This window comes from Bacillus sp. Pc3 (assembly GCF_000815145.1).
Lineage (GTDB): Bacteria > Bacillota > Bacilli > Bacillales > Bacillaceae > Bacillus > Bacillus velezensis.
Genome location: NZ_CP010406.1, coordinates 2,092,341 through 2,112,951 on the forward strand (window position 1 = coordinate 2,092,341; position 20,611 = coordinate 2,112,951).

Here is a 20,611-nt window from a genome sequence, read left to right on the forward strand (position 1 = left end):
AAAAAAAGAGAGCTGATCAGCAAATATGGTATGATTTACATAATCAGGGAGTGAGAAGATGAATATGAAGAGAGCGTATTACGCTATTTTATACAGCCAGACCGCTATCAACTTGGGGTTCTCACTTTATACGATGGCTGTCATCTTGTTTTTGTTTACAAAAACCGGTTCGACGGCGATGGCCTCTCTTATGACGTTCGTCAGCATTGTATGTCGCGTATTGGGCAGCGCCGTTTTGCCGCTGGTCACCGGCCGGTTCACGCTTCGGTCTTTGTTAATCGGTTCTCAATTGATACAGATCACACTGTTAGTCTGTTTGTTTTTTGTCATCCAAATCGGTTCATCCGCATTCTTTTTACTGCTGTTTTGTCTGATCGGAGGCATTTCTTTTTGCAACGGATGGTTTGCTCCGATAAAAAGCGCGCTGATTGGGGAAATCATTCCTCCTGATCGAAGGGCGAAAGCGAACGGTTTATTATCTGCGGCCGATCAGACCGTTCAGTTTGCGGGGTGGTCTCTGGGCGGCGTCATCATAGCGTTCTTGGGAGAGAGCGATACAATGATCGTCACTGTCATGTTATTGGTTTCTTCGGTTTTGGGCATCATTCTGTTTCTTCAAGTACGCTTGTGTGCGCCGGCAGCAGTCAGGGAACGTTCCCTTTTTGCAGATGCGGCAAGCGGCTGGGTGTATTTATTTCAGCAAAAACAGCTCAGGGTTCTCATTGTGATGGATGTGATCGAATCGTGGGCAGGCATGATATGGATTGGGTCTGTGTCCTTGACTTATGTGCATGACGTCCTTCATAAAGGAGAGGCTTGGTGGGGGTATGTCAACGGAGTCTATTATGCAGGGACGATGATCGGCGGACTGATCATCTATAAGTTATCCGGTAAGTTTCAGCATCATCTCATTCCGCTTATGCTGACGGGAGCCTTGGCATATGGAATGTTCACGTTTATTTATGGGTTGATCACAAGCGCCGTTACGGCCCTTTTTCTGGTGCTGTGTATGGGGCCGGCTTGTGTATTACGAGATCTCACGCAGGAAACATTCCTTCAAAACATCACGACCGAAAAGACACGGGTCAATATATTAGCGGCGAGATCAGCTTTAGTTCAGTTCATTTTTATGTTTTCCATTATCGGAACGGGGGTTATCTCGGATGTATTCGGCGTGCGGTTTATTTATATTGGCGCAGGCCTCCTCTTATTAATTTCGGCTTTTATCGGATTTTCTCAGCTGCGAATGAAGAAGATGGTACAAAGCCGCATGTAGTGTAGTATAATGAGGAACGTACGTTCTATATCGAGAGAGGAGAGGGTAATGTGGGACATCTGGCACTGCAATTGTATGATTATCATCTTTGGGCAAATCAGCAAATATTCACCCGGCTTAAAGAGCTTCCGGAGGATGTGTATCGTAAGGAGATTCAAAGTGTCTTTCCGTCGATAGCCGGTGTATTGACTCATGTGTATCTGTCGGATAAGGGGTGGTTTGATGTGTTCTCCGGAGAGCGTCTGGAGGATACGCTGAAATCAGCTGAACAGCAAAAAGAGGACATCTTGTCTAAAGAGATAGAAGAGCTGGAAGATATGTTCTCGGAATTATCAGACCGGTATCAATTATTTTTGCAAAAGGAAGAAAATATCAGTCTCCCTCTTGAAATAGAGCATCCGTCAGGTGACATCATGAAAACCGCAGCGGCCGATATGATCCTCCATGTTGTGAACCACGGAACGTATCATCGCGGGAATATAACAGCCATGCTCAGACAGATGGGGTATGCTTCTGTGCCGACGGATTACGGTATGTATTTATATATAAACAATAAGTAAACAAGACAGCCAACGCGGCTGTCTTGTGATATCCGTAAAAAAGCCAAATCATATGAGTGATTTGGCTTTTTCGTTTGCTATGCCATGTTCTGCAGCCGTTCTAAACTGTTTTTCCAATTCGCTTCAAGCGCTGTAAAAGCAGCGGCGGCATCTTGCTGTTCTAATGCGTGAATGATATCAGAGTGTTCATTATATGATCTGTTTAAAGCGCCGTTTTCACTGAAATAGCAGATTTCCAGTCTCTGAATTTTGACTTTCAGGCTTACTAGCAATTTGTGAAGTTCAGCGTTGTCCGCAAGCAGAATGATGCGATGGTGAAATGCATTGTCCGCTTCCAGGATAGCCAGTTTATCGCCGTCTTTCATTGTTTGAAGAAGATTTTCATTCAGCTGTTTCAATTCCTGAATCACGGCATCGTCCACATGCGGGAGAGCTTGCTGCAATGCGAGTTTTTCAAGCGTCCAGACGATGGAATACAAGTTTTCCGCTTCTTTTAACTCAATCGGAGCGACAAGCGTCCATCTGTTCGCTTTTGTTATCACCAAGCCGTCATCTTCCAGCCGCAATAAGGCTTCCCGTATCGGGGTGCGGCTGATTCCCAATGTTTCCGACAAATCCTTGTCCTTTAACTTTGTTTCCGGTTTGAGCTTGCCCGTTATGATCCAGTTTCTGAGTGTGCGATACACTTCGTCCCGCATGATGGTTCTTTTCAGCACAGGTTCTTTGTTTTGATTATCCAATGGAACACCTCATGAATCGTAGTATACATATTTGCATTTTACCACAGTCCGGGCGCTGGTTAGAAATGAAGAGGGACGTCTAAGAATGAATCGAACCGAGATGCTTCATCTCAATATGCTGAAAGTCAGCGGAGCCGCCTTCAGAAAAGAGCGTGATTCCCTGATCTTCGTGTTTTGGGAACACTTCATTTGTCAAAACGGTTTTTCCGTCGTCTGCAAATACTTCAATACTTGTTTTATCCACGAGAATTTTCAGATGGACGCGCCCTTTGTTTCCGTCAAATGGGGCTTTGCTTTCGGCGTATGCACCGGTTTTATCAGGCTGGTCTGTAAACGATCTGTTCACATAGGCATAGCCGTCTTCTGCCGAAATACCGACATCAATATGCCGACTTTGGTCTGCTGATTCTCTGAGTCTGACGCCTGCATTTTTGATATCTGACCAAGCGATATCCATATCAAGCTGATATGTATCACCTTTGATCGGCAGTGTCTCTGAACCGTTCACCTGTTTGTGTTCTATGCTGTCAGTTGAAGAGGTTAATTGGTTCAATGCTTCAACCGGCTCTGACACAAGGCTGTATGTGCCGCCGTCCTGCTGCTGAAGGCGGATTTCACGGACGATAGAATCCGTGCCGTTAAAGCCGTTTTTTAGTGTCGGTGTTTCATTCGGATAATCCCAATTGTTCATCCATGCCAGCGCATAGCGTTTTGTCAGCGGATCTTCGCTTTTACCGTCTTCAAATGTGACGCCGCCGTACCAGTCAAAGCCGTAATCGAGCCATTGCGGTTCTTCTTGATCGGCGGTAAATTCCTTCCCGTCAAAGTTTCCGGTCCAATACGCGTACGTATTCGGTTTGCCTGCGGGTTTGCCGTTTGCGCTTACGCCTAGAACCCATTTGGCTGTTCCGTCATCTGCACGCATCATATAAAGGTCGGGGCATTCGACGAGGCCGATCTGCTGAGTGATAAAACCGCCCGTGTATGTCCAATTTTTTAAATTGGGTGATTCATAAAAACCGATTTTTTCGCCTTCGGCCATAGCCATCACCCATTTGTCATCCTGTTCATCCCAGATCACTTTCGGGTCCCGGAAATCCTTAGTTCCCGGGTTTTTCATCACGGGCTGATCACTATAGGAAGTAAACGTTTTTCCTTTATCCGTGCTGTACCATAAATATTGTTCCTGGGCTTTTGTTTTGGCTGTCGGCTGCGTTGTGACGGCGACCAGCGCGTTTTTGCCGAAGCCCGCGGTATTGTGTTTATCAATGACGACAGAACCGGACCATATATCGCCGTTTTCGTTGGTGTATTTCGGAATAGCCGTGCCTTCGTCCGTCCAGTGCACCAAGTCCTCTGATACGGCGTGCCGCCATTCTGTGCCGTTGCCGTTCGGGTAATCCCGATTATAAAGATAGTAGTAATGATATTTCCCCTCGAAAAAAATGGGCTTTTGAGGGTCGTTTTTCCATTTGTCCGGGGTCGTAAAATGATACGCCGCCCGGTAATCCTTCTTGTGCTCCGTGTTTGTGTCAGAGGAATTGTGGCTTTTGTTCGGCAGTAAGCCGACAAACAGGAACGCACCCAAAAAGATCAATATTACAACGGGCCATTTTCGTGCCATGATTGAGTTCACCATCTTGTTGAGAAATAAAAGAAAATGCCAATGAAGTATCGGCATTTTCTTTTTGTTGTTATTAGTTGTTAACCGTAAGCTGTCCTTGTTCAAGGATGCTGTTTTTAACAACGGATGTTTTCTTGCCTTTGATGTTCATTAAGAAGCTTGGCGCAAATGTTGCCTTTTTATCCTCAAAGAAGCCTCTGTTTGTCATGTAGCTTGTGATCACGACATTGTTGCCTTTGGCTTGCGGCACTGCGAAGTGAGAGTAAGTGAACGTTACATCGTTAGGATCAAGACCCATTTGCAGTACAAGACCAGTTTTGTTCAGCGGCTTGTAAGGACCTGTTAAAGAGTTTGATACATAACCAAGCATGTAAATATCGTTTGAGTTAATACCGTCGATCGTCATTTTTGAACCGCGTGAATCAGTGAACAGGTACCATTTGCCGTTCATTTTGAAAACATTCGCGCGCTCGATTTCATCAGTTACCGTGTTTGAAGTGATCAGCGGCTTCATGACTTTTTTCAATGTGTAGTCATTGTTTAATTCTACGATACCGAGGGCGCCGTTCGCTAATTCAGCATCGCGTTTTTTAGCACTTTGCTGAAGCTTCTGACTTTCTTTACGGAAGAAGTTTGTGCTGCCGCCGTAGTACGCTTTGTTAAATAAAGATTCTTCGCCTTGGTATCCGTTATCTGTTCCCGTGTTGGCTTCGAATACAAGGTATTTATGGCCTTTGTCTTCAACGTAGTGAGGGTCTCTCAGCGTATGGTTGTCGCCGGATGTATAGTTCCCTTCATCGATAAACTGCTGAACGTTTTGATATGTTTTTCCGTCACCGTCAAAAATCGTTTTATGATCTTCCACTCCGTTGATCTTGAGCGTGTCATCAGATTTTGACACATTTACCTGCGCCGTTGTCAGGCTTTGTTTGCCGTAATGTTTACCGGAAAAGTCAGTGTAGAATAAACGGATTTTTCCGTCAGATGTAAAGGTTGCAGAACCGGACCATTCTTGTGTCTGTTCTTTCAGGATTTCATCGTTGGCGTCGAACTTATCGCTGTCTTTAAAGACACGGCCCGCGTTTTTCCAGCTGTCGATCGAGTTGTCGCCGACTTTTTGATAAAACATGTAGATGGATGTGTCATCAGCGTCTTTCGGGCTTCCGGCAAGAGCAAACACGACGTGATAGCCGTTGTATTCAGCTACTGTTCCGTCAGCGTTTTGGAGCGGCCAGCTGTCCCACACATCCAGTCCTTTCGCGGACTCGATATTTTTAATTGTTGATTGGTCGAATTGAGGCACTTGGTATTTTTCATTTTGCTGCTGTTTAGGGATCTTCAGCATATCATGGCGTGTGATATGAGAGACGCCGTACGTTTCTTTGTAAGGTTTTTGGGTATTTTCTTTCGCGAAGGCTTGAGTCGCTCCCCCTGCCAGAAGTGCAGTCGTAAAAGTTAGAACTGTGGCTTGTTTTGCAAATTTTTTGATGTTCATGTTCATGTCTCCTTTTGTATGTACCTTTTTTTGCGATCTGCCGATTCGGTCCTCCTGCATTCATGGATGGCAGGTTTGTTACAGAAAAAAAGACCTAAAATATGTAAGGGGTGACGCCAAAGAATACACTTTGCCCTTAACACATTTTAGGTCTTGCCTGCTTTATCAGTAACAATCCTGCGTAATTTACTTTTCGACATCATTCTATTAGACTCTGATTCTATTGACAACTGGTCTATTTTCCTCTTTTGGATGATAGCAAAATGAAAAAAGGCCTTTTAATATATGGGTAATTGAGACTAAGGGGTGCTCTGGGCCCAGGAAAAAACCTCTCTAAAAAAGAGAGGTTATTTTTTCTTGATAGATAATAAAGCGATGGTGGCTAAAATCAGCAAAGTACCCAGCCATTCTGATATTCCGAAGGGAACATGCAGCCAGATAACAGCTAAAAAAGCTGCCGACAGCGGCTCTGCACAGGCGAGCAGGCTGGTTTCAGAGGCACTCAGATATTTCAGGCTTTCCAAGTAGCAATAAAAAGCGATGAGCGTTCCGAAAATGATGATAAACACGATTGCGGCATATGCCGGCAAGGACCACTCGCCTTCAAATTTCCAGGGCGGGCGGATCAAGCTGAGGGCGGCTCCGCCGATCAGCATGCCCCATCCGACAATAATGGCCGATCCCCATTTCTTCAGCAGACGATGCGGCTGAAGGGTGTAAAACGCCAATGCAAACGCCGAACTGATGCCCCAAAAGACAGCCAGACCGGATATGGACAGGCTTCCGACATTCCCGTGCGTGACCAAAATGAATGTGCCGGCAACCGCCAATAAGACGGCGAGAAGCTCTTTTGCTGAAGGAATTCTCTTTGCGCGAATCGCTAAAAAGCATGTAATGATCGCTGGTCCTAAATACTGAAGAACGGTAGCAGCGGCCGCGTTGCCGTACTCAATTGCCGCGAAGTAGGTGTATTGAACGCCTAACATTCCGAAAATCCCGAATAAAAGAAGGGGAATTCTGTCCCGTCTGTCTTTCCAAACAGCCCATATCCGTCCTTTTTCTTTGCGGTACGCAATGCCGAGCAGAAGCGCCCCTGACACTAGAAGGCGCACCGAAGTCAGCCATTCTGTATTAAAATGGCGGTGCTGGAACAGATACTGGGCAACCGTTCCCGAGACCCCCCATAAGATAGCTCCTGTCAGCACAAGCCAAATGCCTGTTGTTCGTGAATAAGAAAGAGCAGCGTGTTTTTCCAGGATAGACACCCCCGATTCTGACGTTGTGATAGTAACTAACAATAATTAGGAAATGAACGTCCTCCATGTGATATATTATATATTGTATATTAAATTCCGTCAAAATGATTTTCGGAGGAAAGCGCTTACGAAACGGCCGTCTGATGAATGAGCAATAAAAAAACACCCCGGCTGGTTTCCGGGGTGTGTTGGTTATTCTGCAATCGCGTCTGTTAAAACAGGAACGACTTGTTTCTTTCTGGATACGACGCCTTTTAAAAGAGCCGTGTTGTTTTCTAAAGTCACGTTGAATGCTTTTTCCACTTTTGACGCTTGATCACCGATGGCAAGCGCAAGGGAATCGTTTTCCAGAATATCCGTAATCACGAGAAGGAACAGGTCAAGGTTCTTCTCAGCAATTACTTTTGAAAGAGCCGCTTCTAATTCCGGCTGCCGCTTTTTAACATCTTCAATATCAACTGTGTTGACTTGGGCGATTTCGACTTTTTTGCTGCCGAGCGTGAACTCTTTCGCATCAAGAGAAATCAGTTCTTCCACAGTTTTTTTGCTTAAGTCGGCGCCCGCTTTCAGCATGTTTAAGCCGTACTCTTCCGCATCTACGCCGGCAATTTCAGCAAGCTCTTTTGCCGCTGCGATATCTTGCTCCGTGCAAGTCGGAGATTTAAATAACAGAGAGTCGGAAATGATTGCTGACAGCATGAGGCCCGCAATTTCTTTCTCGATTTTCACGTTATTTTCTTTGTACATTTTGTTTAAGATCGTAGCCGTACAGCCGACCGGCTCAGCACGGTAGTAAAGAGGTTCCGCTGTTTCGAAGTTGGCGATACGGTGGTGGTCGATAACTTCAAGAACCTGAACGTCTTCGATATCCTTGATGCTTTGCTGGCGTTCATTGTGGTCAACAAGGATGACGCCGTTTACTTCGTTTGCGGCTGTTTCCACCAAACGCGGGCTTTCCTGCTTAAAATAATCAAGCGCGTATTGTGTTTCGCCGTTGACTTGTCCGAGGCGGACGGGCTCAGCATTGAAGCCGAGTTTATTTTTTAGATCAGCGTAGGCAATGGCAGAGCAAATGGTATCTGTGTCTGGGTTTTGATGTCCGAAAATAAGAATTTTTTCCATAATAACTCCTTGTCCTTTTTTGTAGTGTAAACAATCTTTTTATAGTTTAACACGTCTTGAGGAGGGTGTAATCTTCAAAACCTTAAAAATTGATGTGAAAAAGAAGCATTTTTGTTGAGAGGTGGGGAGGGTTGCGAGTAAAATACTGGGTAAGTCAGATGCTAATCAGCATATAGTATCAAAAAAGGTACTATGGAGGATGAAAAATGAACATATATCCGAATAAAGAAGGTTGTCCGGTTGAACTGACGCTTTCCGTTATCGGCGGAAAGTGGAAGGGTATTTTGTTTTATCATATGATCGGCGGAAAAAAGCGGTTTAATGAGTTTCGGCGCATTTGCCCCAGCATTACGCAGCGTATGCTGACGCTTCAGCTTCGCGAGCTTGAGGCGGACGGCATCGTGCATCGGGAGGTATATCAGCAGGTGCCTCCAAAGGTGGAGTATTCTCTTACCGAATTCGGCAGGTCGCTGGAACCGATCGTTTTGCAAATGAAGAAATGGGGAGATGCCAACCGGGAGTTTCTCGAGGCATACCGGGAAAAAACGTCTCCTCAAGATCAGTCCGCTCAAAAATAAGAAGCAGCAAAGGATTAAATTCCTTGCTGCTTTTTTTTATTTCATCGCGATGGCTTTTCTGGCATTGCGTACATCATTTTTCAGCAATTCGCTCAGGTTGTAAGCCGGATATTGACCCCGTTCTTCCATATACTCAAAGACCATTTGGTGCCACTTGATGGCCGCGTTTAAGTGCTTGACGAAGACGTGTCTTAATTGAGGTGTGGCCGTCTCTGTAATGGCTCCGGCATAATTGCGGACAGATGTTTTGGCCAGAATGAGCAGGCCGCCGCTGTAAAAGGAGGAATCAGCGCGCTCTTCTGTTTCATCCTCACGAAAAGCGGGAGCTTCAGGGAAGAAAGGAAGCAGTTCACGCAGATTTTGTTCCAGCGAATGGATGGAAAATCTGTAGAGCTGTTTTAATCTGGCATCGCTTACGTCCCGCTCTGTTCTTTTTAATTTCACAAGTCCGTTTGCCTGGAAAGCTACTAACTCATGCAGTTCTAACGTTTCATGCCATGCTAATGTTCTCCGCTCAGTCATGGTGTAAGAATCTCCTTTATCCTTCATTTTCACTTTCAGCATATGCCCCGGTCCCGATGTTGTTCCTGATGTTTTGAAGTTTCCAGAAAGGGAAACTCAATGTAAAGGAAATACGAAATAGAGGTGAAACTATATGTGGGACATGATAAAGAACTTCTTCCTTTTCAGCAGCGGGGTTTTGCAGGCGACCACTCTCTTACTTATCGTTATCGTCTTGTTATATGTACGAAAAACCAAAAAGAAAAACAGAGATACTTCTGGTTTCATGGATGATCAGGATCACTGATACAACGGGCATTCTTTCACTGGGATGTCCGTTTGTCTGTTTTCATGTTTCACATGGAACATTGCGGCTGTCCGCGCTCATTTTACTTGCGATTTCGACTTATGTTAAAATATATACGTGTATTTTGGAGAGTTTATGGAAAATTCAGGTCTTGAAAGAGACATTGCGGCGTCAAAAGAGCAGTCGTCTAAGCTGCTCTTTTCTATTCGTATGTTCGAATGATACAAGGTTTGAGGTGAGTAAGTGAAAAATACAAGGGCTCTAATAGAAGGCGCCATTTTGATCAGTATTTTTGCAATCATTTCCCTTTTGGTCGTGTACCTCCCTTTACTGGGGGCAATTCTTCTCTTTGCTTTGCCGCTGCCGATCATTCTTTACACCATTCGGCACGGTCTGAAGCCCGGGGTATGGATGGGGCTTGCCAGCCTTCCTGTCAGCTTTATTGTAAGTTCGTTTACCGGGCTTACAGGCGCTTTTACGGCGGCCTGTACGGGAATCGCCATGGGATATTATTTTAAAAAGAAACAGCCCGGCTATGCGGTTGCTGCCGGCGCTATGGCGTATGTGCTGTGCGGCGTCGTTTTTTTTGTGGTCAGCATCGTGTTCCTTAACATGAATGTGGTTGATACCACCATGTCCCAGCTTCGGGAGTCGCTGTCTGTGGCTGATACCATGTCAAAACAGTTCGGTTACGGAGACCAGTTCGGGAAGCAGATCAAGCTGATGGAAAGTCAGCTGAGCACGGTTCAATATCTTTTTCCGACAGTGCTCGTATTGACCGGCATCGTTTTTTCTTTCCTCAGTTATGCTATGGCAAGGCCGCTTTTACGGCGATTTTCCCCTGATCTTCCGAAGATGAAGCCTTTTAGAGAGCTCAAACTCCCGCAAAGCGTTGTCATTCTGTATTTTATTGTGACGATATTAGGGTTTCTGCCTTTAGAAAAAGGGCATATGCTGTATTCGGTTTCATTGAATGGGGGATTTATTCTCAGCTTGCTGATTTGTATTCAAGGATTAGCGTTTATTTTTTTCTATTGCCGCGAAATGGAGATGCCGAAAGCCGTTCCTGTATTAGCAATTGTGCTGGGGGTGCTTTTTCCGCTCATCTTGTCCGTGTATCTCCTCTTAGGCATCATTGACATAGGCTTTAACATAAGAAATAAGGTGACGCGAAATTGAGTGTGACTTACAGGTGGGGAGTTGATAGAAATGCCTAGTTTTTATGAAAAACCGTTGTTTCGGTATCCCATCTATGCATTGATTGCATTGTCAATCATCATAATTCTCATCAGCATTTACTTTAACTGGCTGATAGGAGCCATCGGCGTTGTACTGCTCGCCGTGATCTTGTTTTTCATTAAGCGTGCGGATTCTCTGATCAGAAAAGAAATTGACGATTATATCTCCACGTTATCGTATAGATTGAAAAAAGTAGGCGAAGAGGCATTAATGGAAATGCCTATCGGAATTATGCTGTTTAATGATCAATATTACATTGAGTGGGCGAATCCGTTTTTGTCTTCCTGTTTTAATGAAAGCACGCTCGTCGGACGCTCACTGTATGACACATGCGAGGCCGTCGTGCCGCTGATCAAGCAGGAGGTCGATTCGGAAACGATCACCTTGAATGAGCGGAAGTTTAAAGTAGTGATTAAAAGAGATGAGCGCCTGCTTTATTTCTTTGATGTGACAGAACAGATTCAGATTGAAAAGCAGTACGAAAATGAGAGAACCGTGCTGGCATATATCTTCTTAGATAACTATGATGACGTCACACAGGGGCTGGATGACCAAACGAGAAGCACGATGAACAGCCAGGTCACCTCATTATTAAATGCGTGGGCGCAGGAGTACGGCATTTTCCTGAAACGGACGTCCTCGGAGCGGTTTATCGCGGTGTTAAATGAACACATTTTAACGGAGCTTGAAAACGCGAAATTTTCGATTTTGGATGAAATCCGAGAAAAAACATCCGTTCACACTGTATCTTTGACCCTCAGCATCGGGATCGGCGCATCGGTTTCTTCCTTGAAGGAGCTTGGAGATCTGGCGCAGTCCAGCCTCGATTTGGCTCTCGGCCGCGGAGGCGACCAAGTGGCGATCAAAATGCCGAACGGCAAGGTGAAATTTTACGGCGGCAAAACGAATCCGATGGAGAAGCGCACAAGGGTGCGCGCCCGGGTGATTTCCCACGCGCTCAAGGAAATTGTCTCAGAAAGCAGCAATGTCATTATCATGGGGCACAAATTTCCTGATATGGACGCAGTCGGAGCCGCAATCGGAATATTGAAGGTGGCGCAGGCCAACGGCAAAGAAGGCTACATCGTCATTGATCCGAACCAGATCGGATCAAGTGTTCAGCGTCTGATTGAAGAAATTAAGAAATATGAAGAGCTGTGGTCGCGGTTCATCACGCCGGAAGAGGCGATGGAAATTTCAAATGACGACACGCTGCTTGTCGTCGTTGATACACATAAACCATCCCTTGTGATGGAAGAGCGTCTCGTGAACAAAATCGAGCACATCGTTGTGATTGACCACCACCGCAGAGGCGAGGAATTTATTAAAGACCCGCTGCTCGTTTATATGGAGCCATATGCTTCATCCACCGCAGAACTCGTGACGGAGCTGCTTGAATACCAGCCGAAGCGGCTCAAAATCAATATGATTGAAGCGACGGCCCTGTTAGCTGGTATAATAGTGGATACGAAGAGCTTTTCCCTTCGCACGGGCTCGCGGACGTTCGACGCCGCTTCTTATTTGAGAGCGAAAGGCGCAGATACGGTTCTGGTGCAGAAAGTTCTCAAAGAATCGGTCGGTTCTTATATCAAGCGGGCGAAGCTGATCCAGCATACGTCTCTTTATAAAGAACATATCGCGATTGCTTCTCTTCCTGAGAACGAAGAGGAGTACTTTGACCAGGTGCTGATTGCGCAGGCGGCTGATTCCCTCTTATCGATGAGTGAAGTGGAAGCTTCATTTGCGGTAGCCAGACGGGATGAGCATACGGTGTGCATCAGTGCGAGATCGCTGGGCGAGGTCAATGTGCAGATTATTATGGAGGCGCTGGATGGCGGAGGGCATTTAACCAATGCGGCAACCCAGTTATCGGGCATTTCTGTCTCAGAAGCGCTCGTCCGGCTGAAGGAAGCCATTGATGAATATTTTGAGGGAGGCGTTCAGAGATGAAGGTTATTTTCTTACAAGATGTAAAAGGTAAAGGAAAAAAAGGCGAAATGAAAAACGTAGCAGACGGTTATGCACATAACTTTCTCATTAAAAAAGGCCTCGCTGTCGAAGCAAATGCGACGAACATCAGCGCATTGAAAGGACAGAAAGAAAAAGAGAAAAAAGAAGCGATTGCCGAGCTTGAAAGAGCGAAAGATTTGAAAGAAACGCTTGAACAGCTGACTGTTGAGCTGAGTGCCAAATCCGGTGAAGGCGGCCGTCTATTCGGATCTGTCACAAGCAAACAAATTGCAGAAGCGCTGCAAAAAACGCATAAGATTAAAGTGGATAAACGGAAACTGGAGCTCCAAGACGGTATCCGCACACTGGGATATACAAACGTTCCTGTAAAGCTGCACCCTGAAGTTCAGGCTGTGCTGAAGGTTCACGTAAAAGAAGAAGCGTAATACACAATGAAAAACCCGCCGATCCGGCGGGTTTTTTTTCATGTCAGCAGACCGCGCAGCGCAAGAAAATGATGAGATTGTTTCATTTCCGATCGTTACCAGATTGCATATTATATTACATCATAACGAAGGATGTGTCGGTATGAAACGATTTTTTTCTGAAACATATTTTAATAATCCGGAGAATAAAAAGGCGCTGGAGCACTATCCGCTGATCGGAGACGGAAAAGACGGGGAAGTCTACCGCTTAACACACAACAAATGCGTAAAATACTTCTTTGAAAAAGGGACATGCAAGAAGGAATTGGCGGCTTTAAAGACCGGACAAGGTTCCCCGGTGATTCCAAGACTGTATGAATACGGAGATCATTATATTGTGATGGAATACATCCAAGGCACCTCTCTTGCCCGCCATATCAGAAAAGAAAAATCCCTGTCCGTCAAACTGACTGCTGATATTTTAAATATGCTGGATGAATTAAAAAGAATCGGTTTTACCAGATGGGATGCCGAAATCAGGCACATTCTGATCAATGAACACGGAAATCTTAAAGTCATCGACCATAAAAGAGCTTTTTCGACCATTACCCGGTTTCCCGTAAAACTATTAAAAGGACTGGACAAATACGGCTTGGCGGATGAGTTTTTGAACACTATAAAAAAATTAAATCCGTCACGTTACCTGGAATGGCAGCCGCACATGTAAGTTTCTGAAAATCCGCATATGTAAGTTTCCTTTTTTTAGGGTCGTCATATGATATTTGTAACATTTGTTTGGTGGAGTGTGGAAAAAATGGCAGAATACATTATGGTTATCGGCGCTCATCCCGATGATGAACTATTGGGAGCAGCGGGCACCATAAAACGGCTGATCAATGAAGGATATAAAGTGGTTTCCATTATTACGGCATTAGGAAGAAAAGAAGAAGCTCATCATATTAAACAATTAGGCGAACGCGCGAATCAAGAGCTTGGAATTGAGAAAGTCATCTTTTTGGAGCATACGAATTTAGAGCTGGAATGTATCCCTCTTCATAAGCTTGTCAAAGAATTAGAGCAGCTCATTCGCGTCTATCAGCCTGAAAAAATCTTTACACATCATTACGGCGATATCAATATGGATCACCAGAGAACATTCCAAGCAGTTTTAACAGCCGCCAGACCGCTTCCGAATCAAAAACCTATCGAACTGCTTACGTTCGAAACGCTATCTTCAAGCGAGTGGGAGAGGAATACGGCTGATAAACTCTTCAAGCCTAATTACTTCGTCAATATCACAGACACAATGGATGCCAAACTCGCGGCGCTTCACCACTATGACGTAGAAATGAGGGATTACCCTCATCCCCGTTCATATGAAGGCGTAAAACATTTAGGAAGAGTCAGGGGGATGACGGCGGGTGTGGAATACGCCGAAGCTTTTGAAGTCGTGCGGAGGATCTGGAAATGATCAAGACATTTTCCGTCCCCTATCCGTATATGGTCCAGACGCTTGACCGCTACTACGGGGTCAAAACGCGCCCGCGAAAAAAGGCGGCAGTAAAGACACAGTTGAAACATGAACATCATATTCCGCGGTTATACAGGAAAAAAAAGAAGTTATCCATTTTGATTGCCACGTTTTGGGACTACCCGCACACGGGCGGTTTATCAAACTATATTAAAACGCTTAGTGAAGGACTGAAAAAAAGAGGTCATAAGGTCGATGTCATATCCCCCAATCAGTTTCCTTCCGCACAGGTAAAAGAACTGCGGGCGGATGTTGTTCCGAAATTAAAAGATTTCTTTAGTGACAGATACGGGGATTACAGTGATCATATTTTGAAGAATAATCGGCTGATGTTTATATACGAGCAAATGCTTCAAAAGATTCATCTGGAAAAATATGATGTGCTTCATGCACAAGATTTATTTACAGCCAATATATTAGGCAGATTCAATCAAATCTATAAGAAACCTTTATTTTTCACACCGCATGGCATGTTTACTTTCAACAGACTTAAATTTCACATCTTTAAAAAAGGATCGGTAGAAGAGTTTTATTATAAAAAACTAGAGATGAAAGCCATTGAATATGCAGATCGCCTGATTATTATCAGCGATACGTTCCGCAGCCCGCTCATGAAGCTCGGAGCCGAACAGAAAGACATGACAACGGTGATCACAGGAATCGATTACGATGCAAAAACAGGCGGGAAAAGAAAAACCCCGGTACCGAAAAATAAGATCATCATCTCGTGTATTGCAAGATTAGGCCCGAGAAAAGGACATAATCATTTGCTTGACGCACTTTCACGAATTCCGTCTGATCTACTTGAACATGTTGAAGTGCTGATCGCGGGCGACGGAGAGATGAGGAGCGCCTTAGAGGAACAGGCTCGAAAACTGAATCTATCTATGGTCTCCTTTTTAGGAAAAAGAGATGATGTTCCCGCTATTTTGAATATGACGGACATATTCGTACTGCCGACCATTAATGATAGTCTGCCTATTTCGATTATTGAAGCGATGTTCAGCGGCTCGGCTATCATCGCGACCGATTGCGGGGGTATTCCGGATCTGATCCGCCATAACAAAACGGGGCTTATTGTCGAGCCGGGAAATGCAAAGGTTCTTGCCCGGGCTTTAGCGTTTTTTATCTCTAACAAATCTGCGCGGGAGAAGGCTGCTTCAAACGCAAAGGCCTACGCGGAGAAATATTTAAGCAGTGAGACGATGATAAAAAATATCGAATCGATTTATCAAAATACCAACAGCTCGGAGGGAGATCATGAAACATGAACATGCAGCCGTTGTACTTGATTTCAGTGCAAACGGGATTGGGATCATTCGCAGCCTGGCCCGAAGAGGAATCGATGTTTACGCGTTTGACACGGAGGGACCTTATCGTATCGGAAAATCAAGATTGGCAGATTGCGGGATATGTCCCAGCCCTTTAACACAAGAGGAAGAACTGCTGACATTTCTGACTGATTTCGGGAAGCGGTTCCAAGCAAAGCCGGTTCTGTACGCAGGATCTGATGATTATGCGGGATTTATATCTAAATTCCGCGAGACATTAGCCGGTTTTTTTTTATTTTTGCTCCCGAGCCGCTCTCTGTTAGAAACGGTTTTAGATAAAAGCAAAGCATATGAATTAGCGGTCAAGCATCACATCCCCTGCCCGAAAACCTTTTTTCCGAACAACCGGGATGAGCTGGAAGAGGCCATCGCTAATATTGACTTCCCGTGTATTTTAAAACCGGTGGCCGGCCATGAATACAGAAAAAAAGTAAACAAAAAAGCAATTGTAATGAAGGATGCCGCACAATTGCGCAAGGAGTTCAGCTCCTACAGAGAAAATGGAGAACTGCTCGTGCAGGAGATCATCCCCGGAGACAACCAGTGTTTTTATAAAGTCGCCACTTTTTATGATGACCAAATGAAATTAATGGGCCTATTCTCTCTGCAAAAGAACCATCAATTCCCTGCTGATTTTGGCGCGGGGGCCCACGTCGTCAGCAAACGGCTTCCTGATTTAATCGAGAAGACCCTGCCGTTTTTTGAAGCGATTCAGCTGAAGGGAGTAGGCATGGCGGAATTTAAAAAGGATCCCCGGGACAATGTTTACAAGTTTATCGAAATTAATCCGCGCTTTTGGCTCAGCCATAGCCTGACAGAACCGGCAGGCGTTCATTTCGTTTACATGTACTATCTGTATTTGACCGGACAACATGTGAAGCCCCAGCTCGAACAAAAAGACGGAATCAACTGGATTTATGAGGTGCGTTATTTCTTAACATTTTTGAAGAAACGAAAAAGAGGAGAAATGACGTTCCGGGATTTTTGGAAAGGGTGTAAAGGAAAAAAAGAGTATGCTCTTTTTGCTTGGAATGACCCGATGCCATTTATCAGAAACACTTGGTCTCATCTCAAAAACAGCTGGAAACGGAAGCGGAAGGAAGATCGGCATGTATGAAAAGGAGATTTTGTATGGCGCATTTCAAAAACTGAGAATTGACGAAAAACTGTCGTATTCGTTCGGTGAAAGGGCTGCGTTGAATCCGGATGACATCACATGCCTGAAATCGACGGACAGAAGCGCCATTTATAAACTGTCTGTAAAGAAAAAATCCGGCACTGTTCCGCTGATATTGAAAGTATATAAATCTTCCCGTGAAAAAAATAAGGTCGAGATTAATATATACGGCAAAGCCCGTTCCGTTTTAGGGGATTTGCTGCCGGATATCTATCTTATAGAAGAAAGTGACCATGAAACGTGGATATTTATGGAGTTTGTCAGCCAGATCAGGGGACAGCTTACATTTCACCCGAAGCATTTCAAGTATATTATTCCGTCTGTCGCAGAACTGCACAGCCGCACCTTTGAAAACAAGAATATTTCTGACGGTAAATGGCGGTCGTGGCTGCCGGTATATGGATCGGAAACCATGAGAAAAGGGCGTAAAAAGCAGATCAAAAAGACAGCGGAATTATTGGATAGGGCTCTTAAAGATGAGCGCACAAAAGATATCGTGAAGCCTCATTATTGGCAAATCACAAACTTGCTTGAGCAGGAGGAGCCGGATTTTTTCCCTGAATTGATACAAAACGGCTCAGCCATCACACACGGTGATCTTCATATGCAGAATATCTGCACCCACGATGCGTCCGGACATGAACCGTGGGATATTCAATTCATCGATTGGGAATCCGCAAAATACGCGCCGGTTTGGTTTGATATGACGGTGCTGGTTGAAATTCTGCTTGGCTTCAGAAAAGATTGGAGCCGGCACGCAGAAGATATTCGGACGTATTGCGTAAAAGTGTATACGAAAGAAATGAAAAAGCGGGGCATTCATTTTCAGACCCCTCCTATGACGCTTTACAAAATGGCTTATTTGCAGAGAACACTTGAAAAAGGGCTTCATACCCAATTGCGGAGAATCTTCGACAATCGGGGAGGAGAACTGCTGCCGTATCATGTTGACAAAGTGTCAAAATGGGGACGGGAATTAGGATTATAAGTTTGAGAGAGGGGGAGCGGATGTGAAAGAAGAGATCGGCAAGCCGAACGGTCTGGTGCCTCTAGCCTTATTGCGCGTCATGGATCAATTTTACGGGATCGAACATCAAGGTGAGCCAGAGATGCTGTATTCGTTCTGTGCGGAAGGAAAAAGCTCCCCTAAACGAAAAAAGCCATTGCGTATTCTGTACGCAACTTTTCTCCGTTACCCGAATGTCGGAGGGTTGGCGAGTTATATCACATCAATTAAGACGGGTTTTGAGCGCATCGGTCATCAGGCGGATGTCATCTCGCCGCTCCAAATGCCGCCAACTTTTTTTCAGGAAGATATCCCGCGGGCCGCTGACGAGATCAGAGCGTTTCTTGTTGGCAGATACGGCGCCGCAAACGAAAAGTTTGTGAAGAATCTCAGCTATTTACATGTCTTTCAAAGATTTTTGAAGGAGAAAGACTTAGAACAATATGACCTGTTTCACGCGCAGGATTTATTTGCGGTATTTTTGCTGGGATACCTTAATCAAACGTACCAGCGTCCTCTTTTTTTCACGCCGCACGGACATTTTACGAAAAGCCGGATGAAGTTTCATAAAATCCAAAAGGGTTCAATAGAAGAGGCATATTTCAGTGAAATAGAAAGGCAGGGTATTCGGGCTTCGGATAAAATCATTACAATCAGCGACTCCTTTCACGAGCCCTTGCTGGAGTACGGAGCGAAGGAAGCCCAGCTGAAGACTGTTCATACCGGTATTCACATTCAGGATGCCCCTGAGTCAAAACGTGCTGAAAAGCTCGTGATCGCGTGCGTTTCCCGTCTGACCGAGCGAAAAGGACATGATGTGCTGCTGGACGCTCTCGCCCGCATCCGGCACCATTTATCCGGAGTTGATATATGGATCATCGGAGACGGAAACATGAGAGGGTTTCTGGAAGAGAAGAGACGGAAACTGGGCCTCTCAAATGTGTTTTTCCTCGGAAAACGACGTGATGTGCCGGCGCTTTTGGCTGAATCATCTATATTTGTCCTGCCGACATTGAATGATAATTTCCCTATAGCGATCATCGAAGCGATGTTCTCAGGTCAAGCCATTGTCGCAACTGACTGCGGAGGAATCCCTGAGATGATCCGGCATGAGGCCACAGGGCTTATCTGTCAGCCCGGCAACAGCCGCGAACTTGCTGATGCTCTCGTAATGCTGATTACGGATCAGTCTCTCAGGAAACGGCTTGGAAAAGAAGCGCGCTCCTATGCCGGCCGGCATCTGCGTCAGGAACTGATGGTTTCAAAAATAGAAAGGATTTATCAATCATTTTTCTGAATGATACCGGCGCCGCATGGCAGGTGCTTCAAGAGCAAAATAAAGAGGCCGGCGTTTAACTATCCAGCCTCTTTCCGAACTATTTTTTCATCTCATACAGAGTCTGCTGACTTTGTCCGCCCGGGCCGCCTGTCATTCCTTGCCGGGCTGAGCTTGTTTTTCCGGTGCTGTATCGATCAGCTGAGATTTTTGTGCCGTTCTTTTTCATCCATGAGACAAGCTTTGTGTTGCCTGAATTGTTTCCGGATAATAAGAAATGTTTCACTTTTCCTTCGTCAACAAGTTTTTTCAGATGTGAGAAGGTTAAAATCGGATCGGTTCCGTTCAAAGAACGTTTTACCAAAATTTTCTCCGCGAAAAAAGAGGCGGAAAGCCATCGCTTCCGCCTCCCGCACATATATATGAGAGAGCAGCCTTTATTTGTGATCGTTCTCTTTTTGGACTTCAGCTAATTTGGCAAGCAGAATGTGCTGAGGCATGTGCATGATTCTCTCAAGCGGCATATTCAGTGATTCTGCGAGTTTTTGCGCCGTTTCGGCGGAAATTTGCAGCGGTTTCATGTGATCACTCCTTCCGTTTCTTTATTGTACTAAAATCAGAAATCTATCGTAAGAGGATATGACAAAGGAATGGAGGTTTGAAAAGCGGGGCTTTATAACAGAATGGGGGAGGTTTTTTATGCAATCGTCATTGATGTTATTACAGCTGAAGCTGGCTGATTATCAGAAAAAAGCCGCAGAACTGCGGACAATTGACGAATTTATCATACTGAAACAGACATTGCAGGACATGATGAAAGTATTCGCCGCCTGTGAAGAATGGGAGCTGTATCAAAAAACGGCCGATCTCATGGCGCAGACGGTGCTGCACATCCGTTTCATCGAATAAGAAAAGCCCTCGCTCGGGCGAAGGCTTTTCTTAAAAGGACCGTTCTTCTTCAATGTTTTTATGCTGATCATAAATGACAAGCTTAGACGGGCTGTTCTCTTTAGCCGTCTGCTCCGCTTTCTCGATCGCCGCGTCCTTTGATGTATAAAGAGCCGTCGGCGCCACATTTTCCACCTTCACAAACCATCCGTCCGCATCAACATTGGGTGTTACTGCATATGTTTTCATCCTTCTTACCTCCTGGTTTCGATTTATTTATTTGTTTCCCAGCATTCGGAATGGTGAAACACACAGCCGCTGTTTGACAA

At 45.1% G+C, this 20,611-nt stretch carries 22 protein-coding genes and 1 pseudogene; 14 read left to right on the forward strand and 9 right to left on the reverse strand.

The window, feature by feature from the left end; genetic code table 11:
* Positions 1-58 precede the first annotated feature (58 nt).
* A complete protein-coding gene (locus tag SB24_RS09935) occupies positions 59-1,276 on the forward strand; it encodes an MFS transporter (protein WP_039253153.1) in 1,218 nt (405 codons plus the stop codon).
* A gap of 50 nt (positions 1,277-1,326) precedes the next feature.
* The gene (locus SB24_RS09940; protein WP_015240966.1) at positions 1,327-1,836 is read left to right on the forward strand and encodes a DinB family protein; all 510 of its coding nucleotides are present in this window, start codon (positions 1,327-1,329) and stop codon (positions 1,834-1,836) included.
* 77 nt (positions 1,837-1,913) lie between these two features.
* Here SB24_RS09940 and SB24_RS09945 read toward each other — a convergent pair whose 3' ends face one another.
* The 5 genes from SB24_RS09945 to SB24_RS09965 form a co-directional block, all read right to left on the reverse strand.
* Positions 1,914-2,576, reverse strand: coding sequence for a GntR family transcriptional regulator (locus SB24_RS09945; protein ID WP_039253159.1), 663 nt, complete (start codon positions 2,574-2,576; stop codon positions 1,914-1,916).
* 79 nt (positions 2,577-2,655) lie between these two features.
* Complete coding sequence (locus SB24_RS09950; RefSeq protein ID WP_099686895.1) at positions 2,656-4,212, reverse strand: glycoside hydrolase family 32 protein; 1,557 nt, start codon at positions 4,210-4,212, stop codon at positions 2,656-2,658.
* A 61-nt stretch (positions 4,213-4,273) separates the two neighbouring features.
* Complete coding sequence (locus SB24_RS09955; protein WP_039253165.1) at positions 4,274-5,695, reverse strand: glycoside hydrolase family 68 protein; 1,422 nt, start codon at positions 5,693-5,695, stop codon at positions 4,274-4,276.
* Positions 5,696-6,042: 347 nt separating this feature from the next.
* Complete coding sequence (locus tag SB24_RS09960) at positions 6,043-6,960, reverse strand: DMT family transporter (protein ID WP_278251236.1); 918 nt, start codon at positions 6,958-6,960, stop codon at positions 6,043-6,045.
* Between the two features lie 183 nt (positions 6,961-7,143).
* Positions 7,144-8,073 carry a manganese-dependent inorganic pyrophosphatase gene (locus tag SB24_RS09965; protein ID WP_004393053.1) on the reverse strand — a complete coding sequence of 310 codons (930 nt, stop codon included), beginning with the start codon at positions 8,071-8,073 and terminating at the stop codon, positions 7,144-7,146.
* A 206-nt stretch (positions 8,074-8,279) separates the two neighbouring features.
* On the opposite strand from SB24_RS09965, the gene SB24_RS09970 reads away from it, so the two are divergent.
* On the forward strand, positions 8,280-8,651 hold the full coding sequence (locus SB24_RS09970) for a winged helix-turn-helix transcriptional regulator (protein WP_007615010.1): 372 nt from the start codon (positions 8,280-8,282) through the stop codon (positions 8,649-8,651).
* Between the two features lie 36 nt (positions 8,652-8,687).
* Here the strand turns inward: SB24_RS09970 and SB24_RS09975 are convergent, their stop codons facing one another.
* Positions 8,688-9,173, reverse strand: a complete 486-nt coding sequence (locus tag SB24_RS09975) for a spore coat protein (RefSeq protein WP_007407913.1) — start codon at positions 9,171-9,173, stop codon at positions 8,688-8,690.
* Positions 9,174-9,306: 133 nt separating this feature from the next.
* On the opposite strand from SB24_RS09975, the gene SB24_RS19980 reads away from it, so the two are divergent.
* The 10 genes from SB24_RS19980 (at position 9,307) to SB24_RS10025 (ending at position 19,415) form a co-directional block, all read left to right on the forward strand.
* Positions 9,307-9,459, forward strand: coding sequence for a hypothetical protein (locus SB24_RS19980; RefSeq protein ID WP_004393059.1), 153 nt, complete (start codon positions 9,307-9,309; stop codon positions 9,457-9,459).
* A gap of 243 nt (positions 9,460-9,702) precedes the next feature.
* Positions 9,703-10,638 (forward strand): YybS family protein, encoded by a 936-nt coding sequence (locus SB24_RS09985; RefSeq protein ID WP_031379202.1) that lies wholly within the window; start codon positions 9,703-9,705, stop codon positions 10,636-10,638.
* A gap of 30 nt (positions 10,639-10,668) precedes the next feature.
* Positions 10,669-12,648 (forward strand): DHH family phosphoesterase, encoded by a 1,980-nt coding sequence (locus tag SB24_RS09990; RefSeq protein ID WP_007407911.1) that lies wholly within the window; start codon positions 10,669-10,671, stop codon positions 12,646-12,648.
* Positions 12,645-13,094, forward strand: coding sequence for a 50S ribosomal protein L9 (gene rplI / locus SB24_RS09995; RefSeq protein WP_004393063.1), 450 nt, complete (start codon positions 12,645-12,647; stop codon positions 13,092-13,094). The genes SB24_RS09990 and rplI overlap by 4 nt, the downstream gene beginning before the upstream one ends.
* 142 nt (positions 13,095-13,236) lie before the next feature.
* The gene (locus SB24_RS10000; RefSeq protein ID WP_031379201.1) at positions 13,237-13,800 is read left to right on the forward strand and encodes a kinase; all 564 of its coding nucleotides are present in this window, start codon (positions 13,237-13,239) and stop codon (positions 13,798-13,800) included.
* 87 nt (positions 13,801-13,887) lie between these two features.
* The gene (locus SB24_RS10005; RefSeq protein WP_015418623.1) at positions 13,888-14,544 is read left to right on the forward strand and encodes a PIG-L deacetylase family protein; all 657 of its coding nucleotides are present in this window, start codon (positions 13,888-13,890) and stop codon (positions 14,542-14,544) included.
* Positions 14,541-15,875 (forward strand): glycosyltransferase family 4 protein, encoded by a 1,335-nt coding sequence (locus SB24_RS10010; protein ID WP_039253173.1) that lies wholly within the window; start codon positions 14,541-14,543, stop codon positions 15,873-15,875. Before SB24_RS10005 ends, SB24_RS10010 begins: the two co-directional genes overlap by 4 nt.
* The gene (locus tag SB24_RS10015; protein ID WP_015418621.1) at positions 15,865-17,052 is read left to right on the forward strand and encodes a carboxylate--amine ligase; all 1,188 of its coding nucleotides are present in this window, start codon (positions 15,865-15,867) and stop codon (positions 17,050-17,052) included. Before SB24_RS10010 ends, SB24_RS10015 begins: the two co-directional genes overlap by 11 nt.
* Complete coding sequence (locus tag SB24_RS10020) at positions 17,045-18,100, forward strand: phosphotransferase (protein ID WP_039253176.1); 1,056 nt, start codon at positions 17,045-17,047, stop codon at positions 18,098-18,100. The genes SB24_RS10015 and SB24_RS10020 overlap by 8 nt, the downstream gene beginning before the upstream one ends.
* Before the next feature lie 22 nt (positions 18,101-18,122).
* Positions 18,123-19,415: a glycosyltransferase family 4 protein gene (locus tag SB24_RS10025; RefSeq protein WP_031379199.1), complete on the forward strand. Its 1,293-nt coding sequence runs from the start codon at positions 18,123-18,125 to the stop codon at positions 19,413-19,415.
* Positions 19,416-19,494: 79 nt separating this feature from the next.
* On the opposite strand, the pseudogene SB24_RS10030 reads toward SB24_RS10025, so the two are convergent.
* Positions 19,495-19,743 (reverse strand): annotated as a pseudogene (locus tag SB24_RS10030) (hypothetical protein); the annotation flags it as partial.
* A gap of 88 nt (positions 19,744-19,831) precedes the next feature.
* On the reverse strand, positions 19,832-19,975 hold the full coding sequence (locus SB24_RS19570) for a YycC family protein (RefSeq protein WP_007407902.1): 144 nt from the start codon (positions 19,973-19,975) through the stop codon (positions 19,832-19,834).
* 118 nt (positions 19,976-20,093) lie between these two features.
* Here SB24_RS19570 and SB24_RS10035 point away from each other — a divergent pair, with 118 nt between their 5' ends.
* Positions 20,094-20,303 carry a hypothetical protein gene (locus SB24_RS10035; RefSeq protein WP_039253181.1) on the forward strand — a complete coding sequence of 70 codons (210 nt, stop codon included), beginning with the start codon at positions 20,094-20,096 and terminating at the stop codon, positions 20,301-20,303.
* A 30-nt stretch (positions 20,304-20,333) separates the two neighbouring features.
* On the opposite strand, the gene SB24_RS10040 is transcribed toward SB24_RS10035, so the two are convergent.
* Positions 20,334-20,531 carry a DUF2188 domain-containing protein gene (locus SB24_RS10040; RefSeq protein ID WP_015418616.1) on the reverse strand — a complete coding sequence of 66 codons (198 nt, stop codon included), beginning with the start codon at positions 20,529-20,531 and terminating at the stop codon, positions 20,334-20,336.
* Positions 20,532-20,611: the final 80 nt, after the last annotated feature.

What these genes read in the sequence shown, in the direction of transcription:
- SB24_RS09935 (WP_039253153.1), top strand. Translation starts at nt 59, where the DNA reads ATGAATATGAAGAGAGCGTATTACGCTATTTTATACAGCCAGACCGCT.
- SB24_RS09955 (WP_039253165.1), bottom strand. Translation starts at nt 5,695, where the DNA reads ATGAACATCAAAAAATTTGCAAAACAAGCCACAGTTCTAACTTTTACG.
- SB24_RS09965 (WP_004393053.1), bottom strand. Translation starts at nt 8,073, where the DNA reads ATGGAAAAAATTCTTATTTTCGGACATCAAAACCCAGACACAGATACC.
- SB24_RS09970 (WP_007615010.1), top strand. Translation starts at nt 8,280, where the DNA reads ATGAACATATATCCGAATAAAGAAGGTTGTCCGGTTGAACTGACGCTT.
- SB24_RS09975 (WP_007407913.1), bottom strand. Translation starts at nt 9,173, where the DNA reads ATGACTGAGCGGAGAACATTAGCATGGCATGAAACGTTAGAACTGCAT.
- SB24_RS19980 (WP_004393059.1), top strand. Translation starts at nt 9,307, where the DNA reads ATGTGGGACATGATAAAGAACTTCTTCCTTTTCAGCAGCGGGGTTTTG.
- SB24_RS09990 (WP_007407911.1), top strand. Translation starts at nt 10,669, where the DNA reads ATGCCTAGTTTTTATGAAAAACCGTTGTTTCGGTATCCCATCTATGCA.
- rplI (WP_004393063.1), top strand. Translation starts at nt 12,645, where the DNA reads ATGAAGGTTATTTTCTTACAAGATGTAAAAGGTAAAGGAAAAAAAGGC.
- SB24_RS10000 (WP_031379201.1), top strand. Translation starts at nt 13,237, where the DNA reads ATGAAACGATTTTTTTCTGAAACATATTTTAATAATCCGGAGAATAAA.
- SB24_RS10005 (WP_015418623.1), top strand. Translation starts at nt 13,888, where the DNA reads ATGGCAGAATACATTATGGTTATCGGCGCTCATCCCGATGATGAACTA.
- SB24_RS10010 (WP_039253173.1), top strand. Translation starts at nt 14,541, where the DNA reads ATGATCAAGACATTTTCCGTCCCCTATCCGTATATGGTCCAGACGCTT.
- SB24_RS10015 (WP_015418621.1), top strand. Translation starts at nt 15,865, where the DNA reads ATGAAACATGAACATGCAGCCGTTGTACTTGATTTCAGTGCAAACGGG.
- SB24_RS10020 (WP_039253176.1), top strand. Translation starts at nt 17,045, where the DNA reads ATGTATGAAAAGGAGATTTTGTATGGCGCATTTCAAAAACTGAGAATT.
- SB24_RS19570 (WP_007407902.1), bottom strand. Translation starts at nt 19,975, where the DNA reads ATGAAACCGCTGCAAATTTCCGCCGAAACGGCGCAAAAACTCGCAGAA.
- SB24_RS10035 (WP_039253181.1), top strand. Translation starts at nt 20,094, where the DNA reads ATGCAATCGTCATTGATGTTATTACAGCTGAAGCTGGCTGATTATCAG.
- SB24_RS10040 (WP_015418616.1), bottom strand. Translation starts at nt 20,531, where the DNA reads ATGAAAACATATGCAGTAACACCCAATGTTGATGCGGACGGATGGTTT.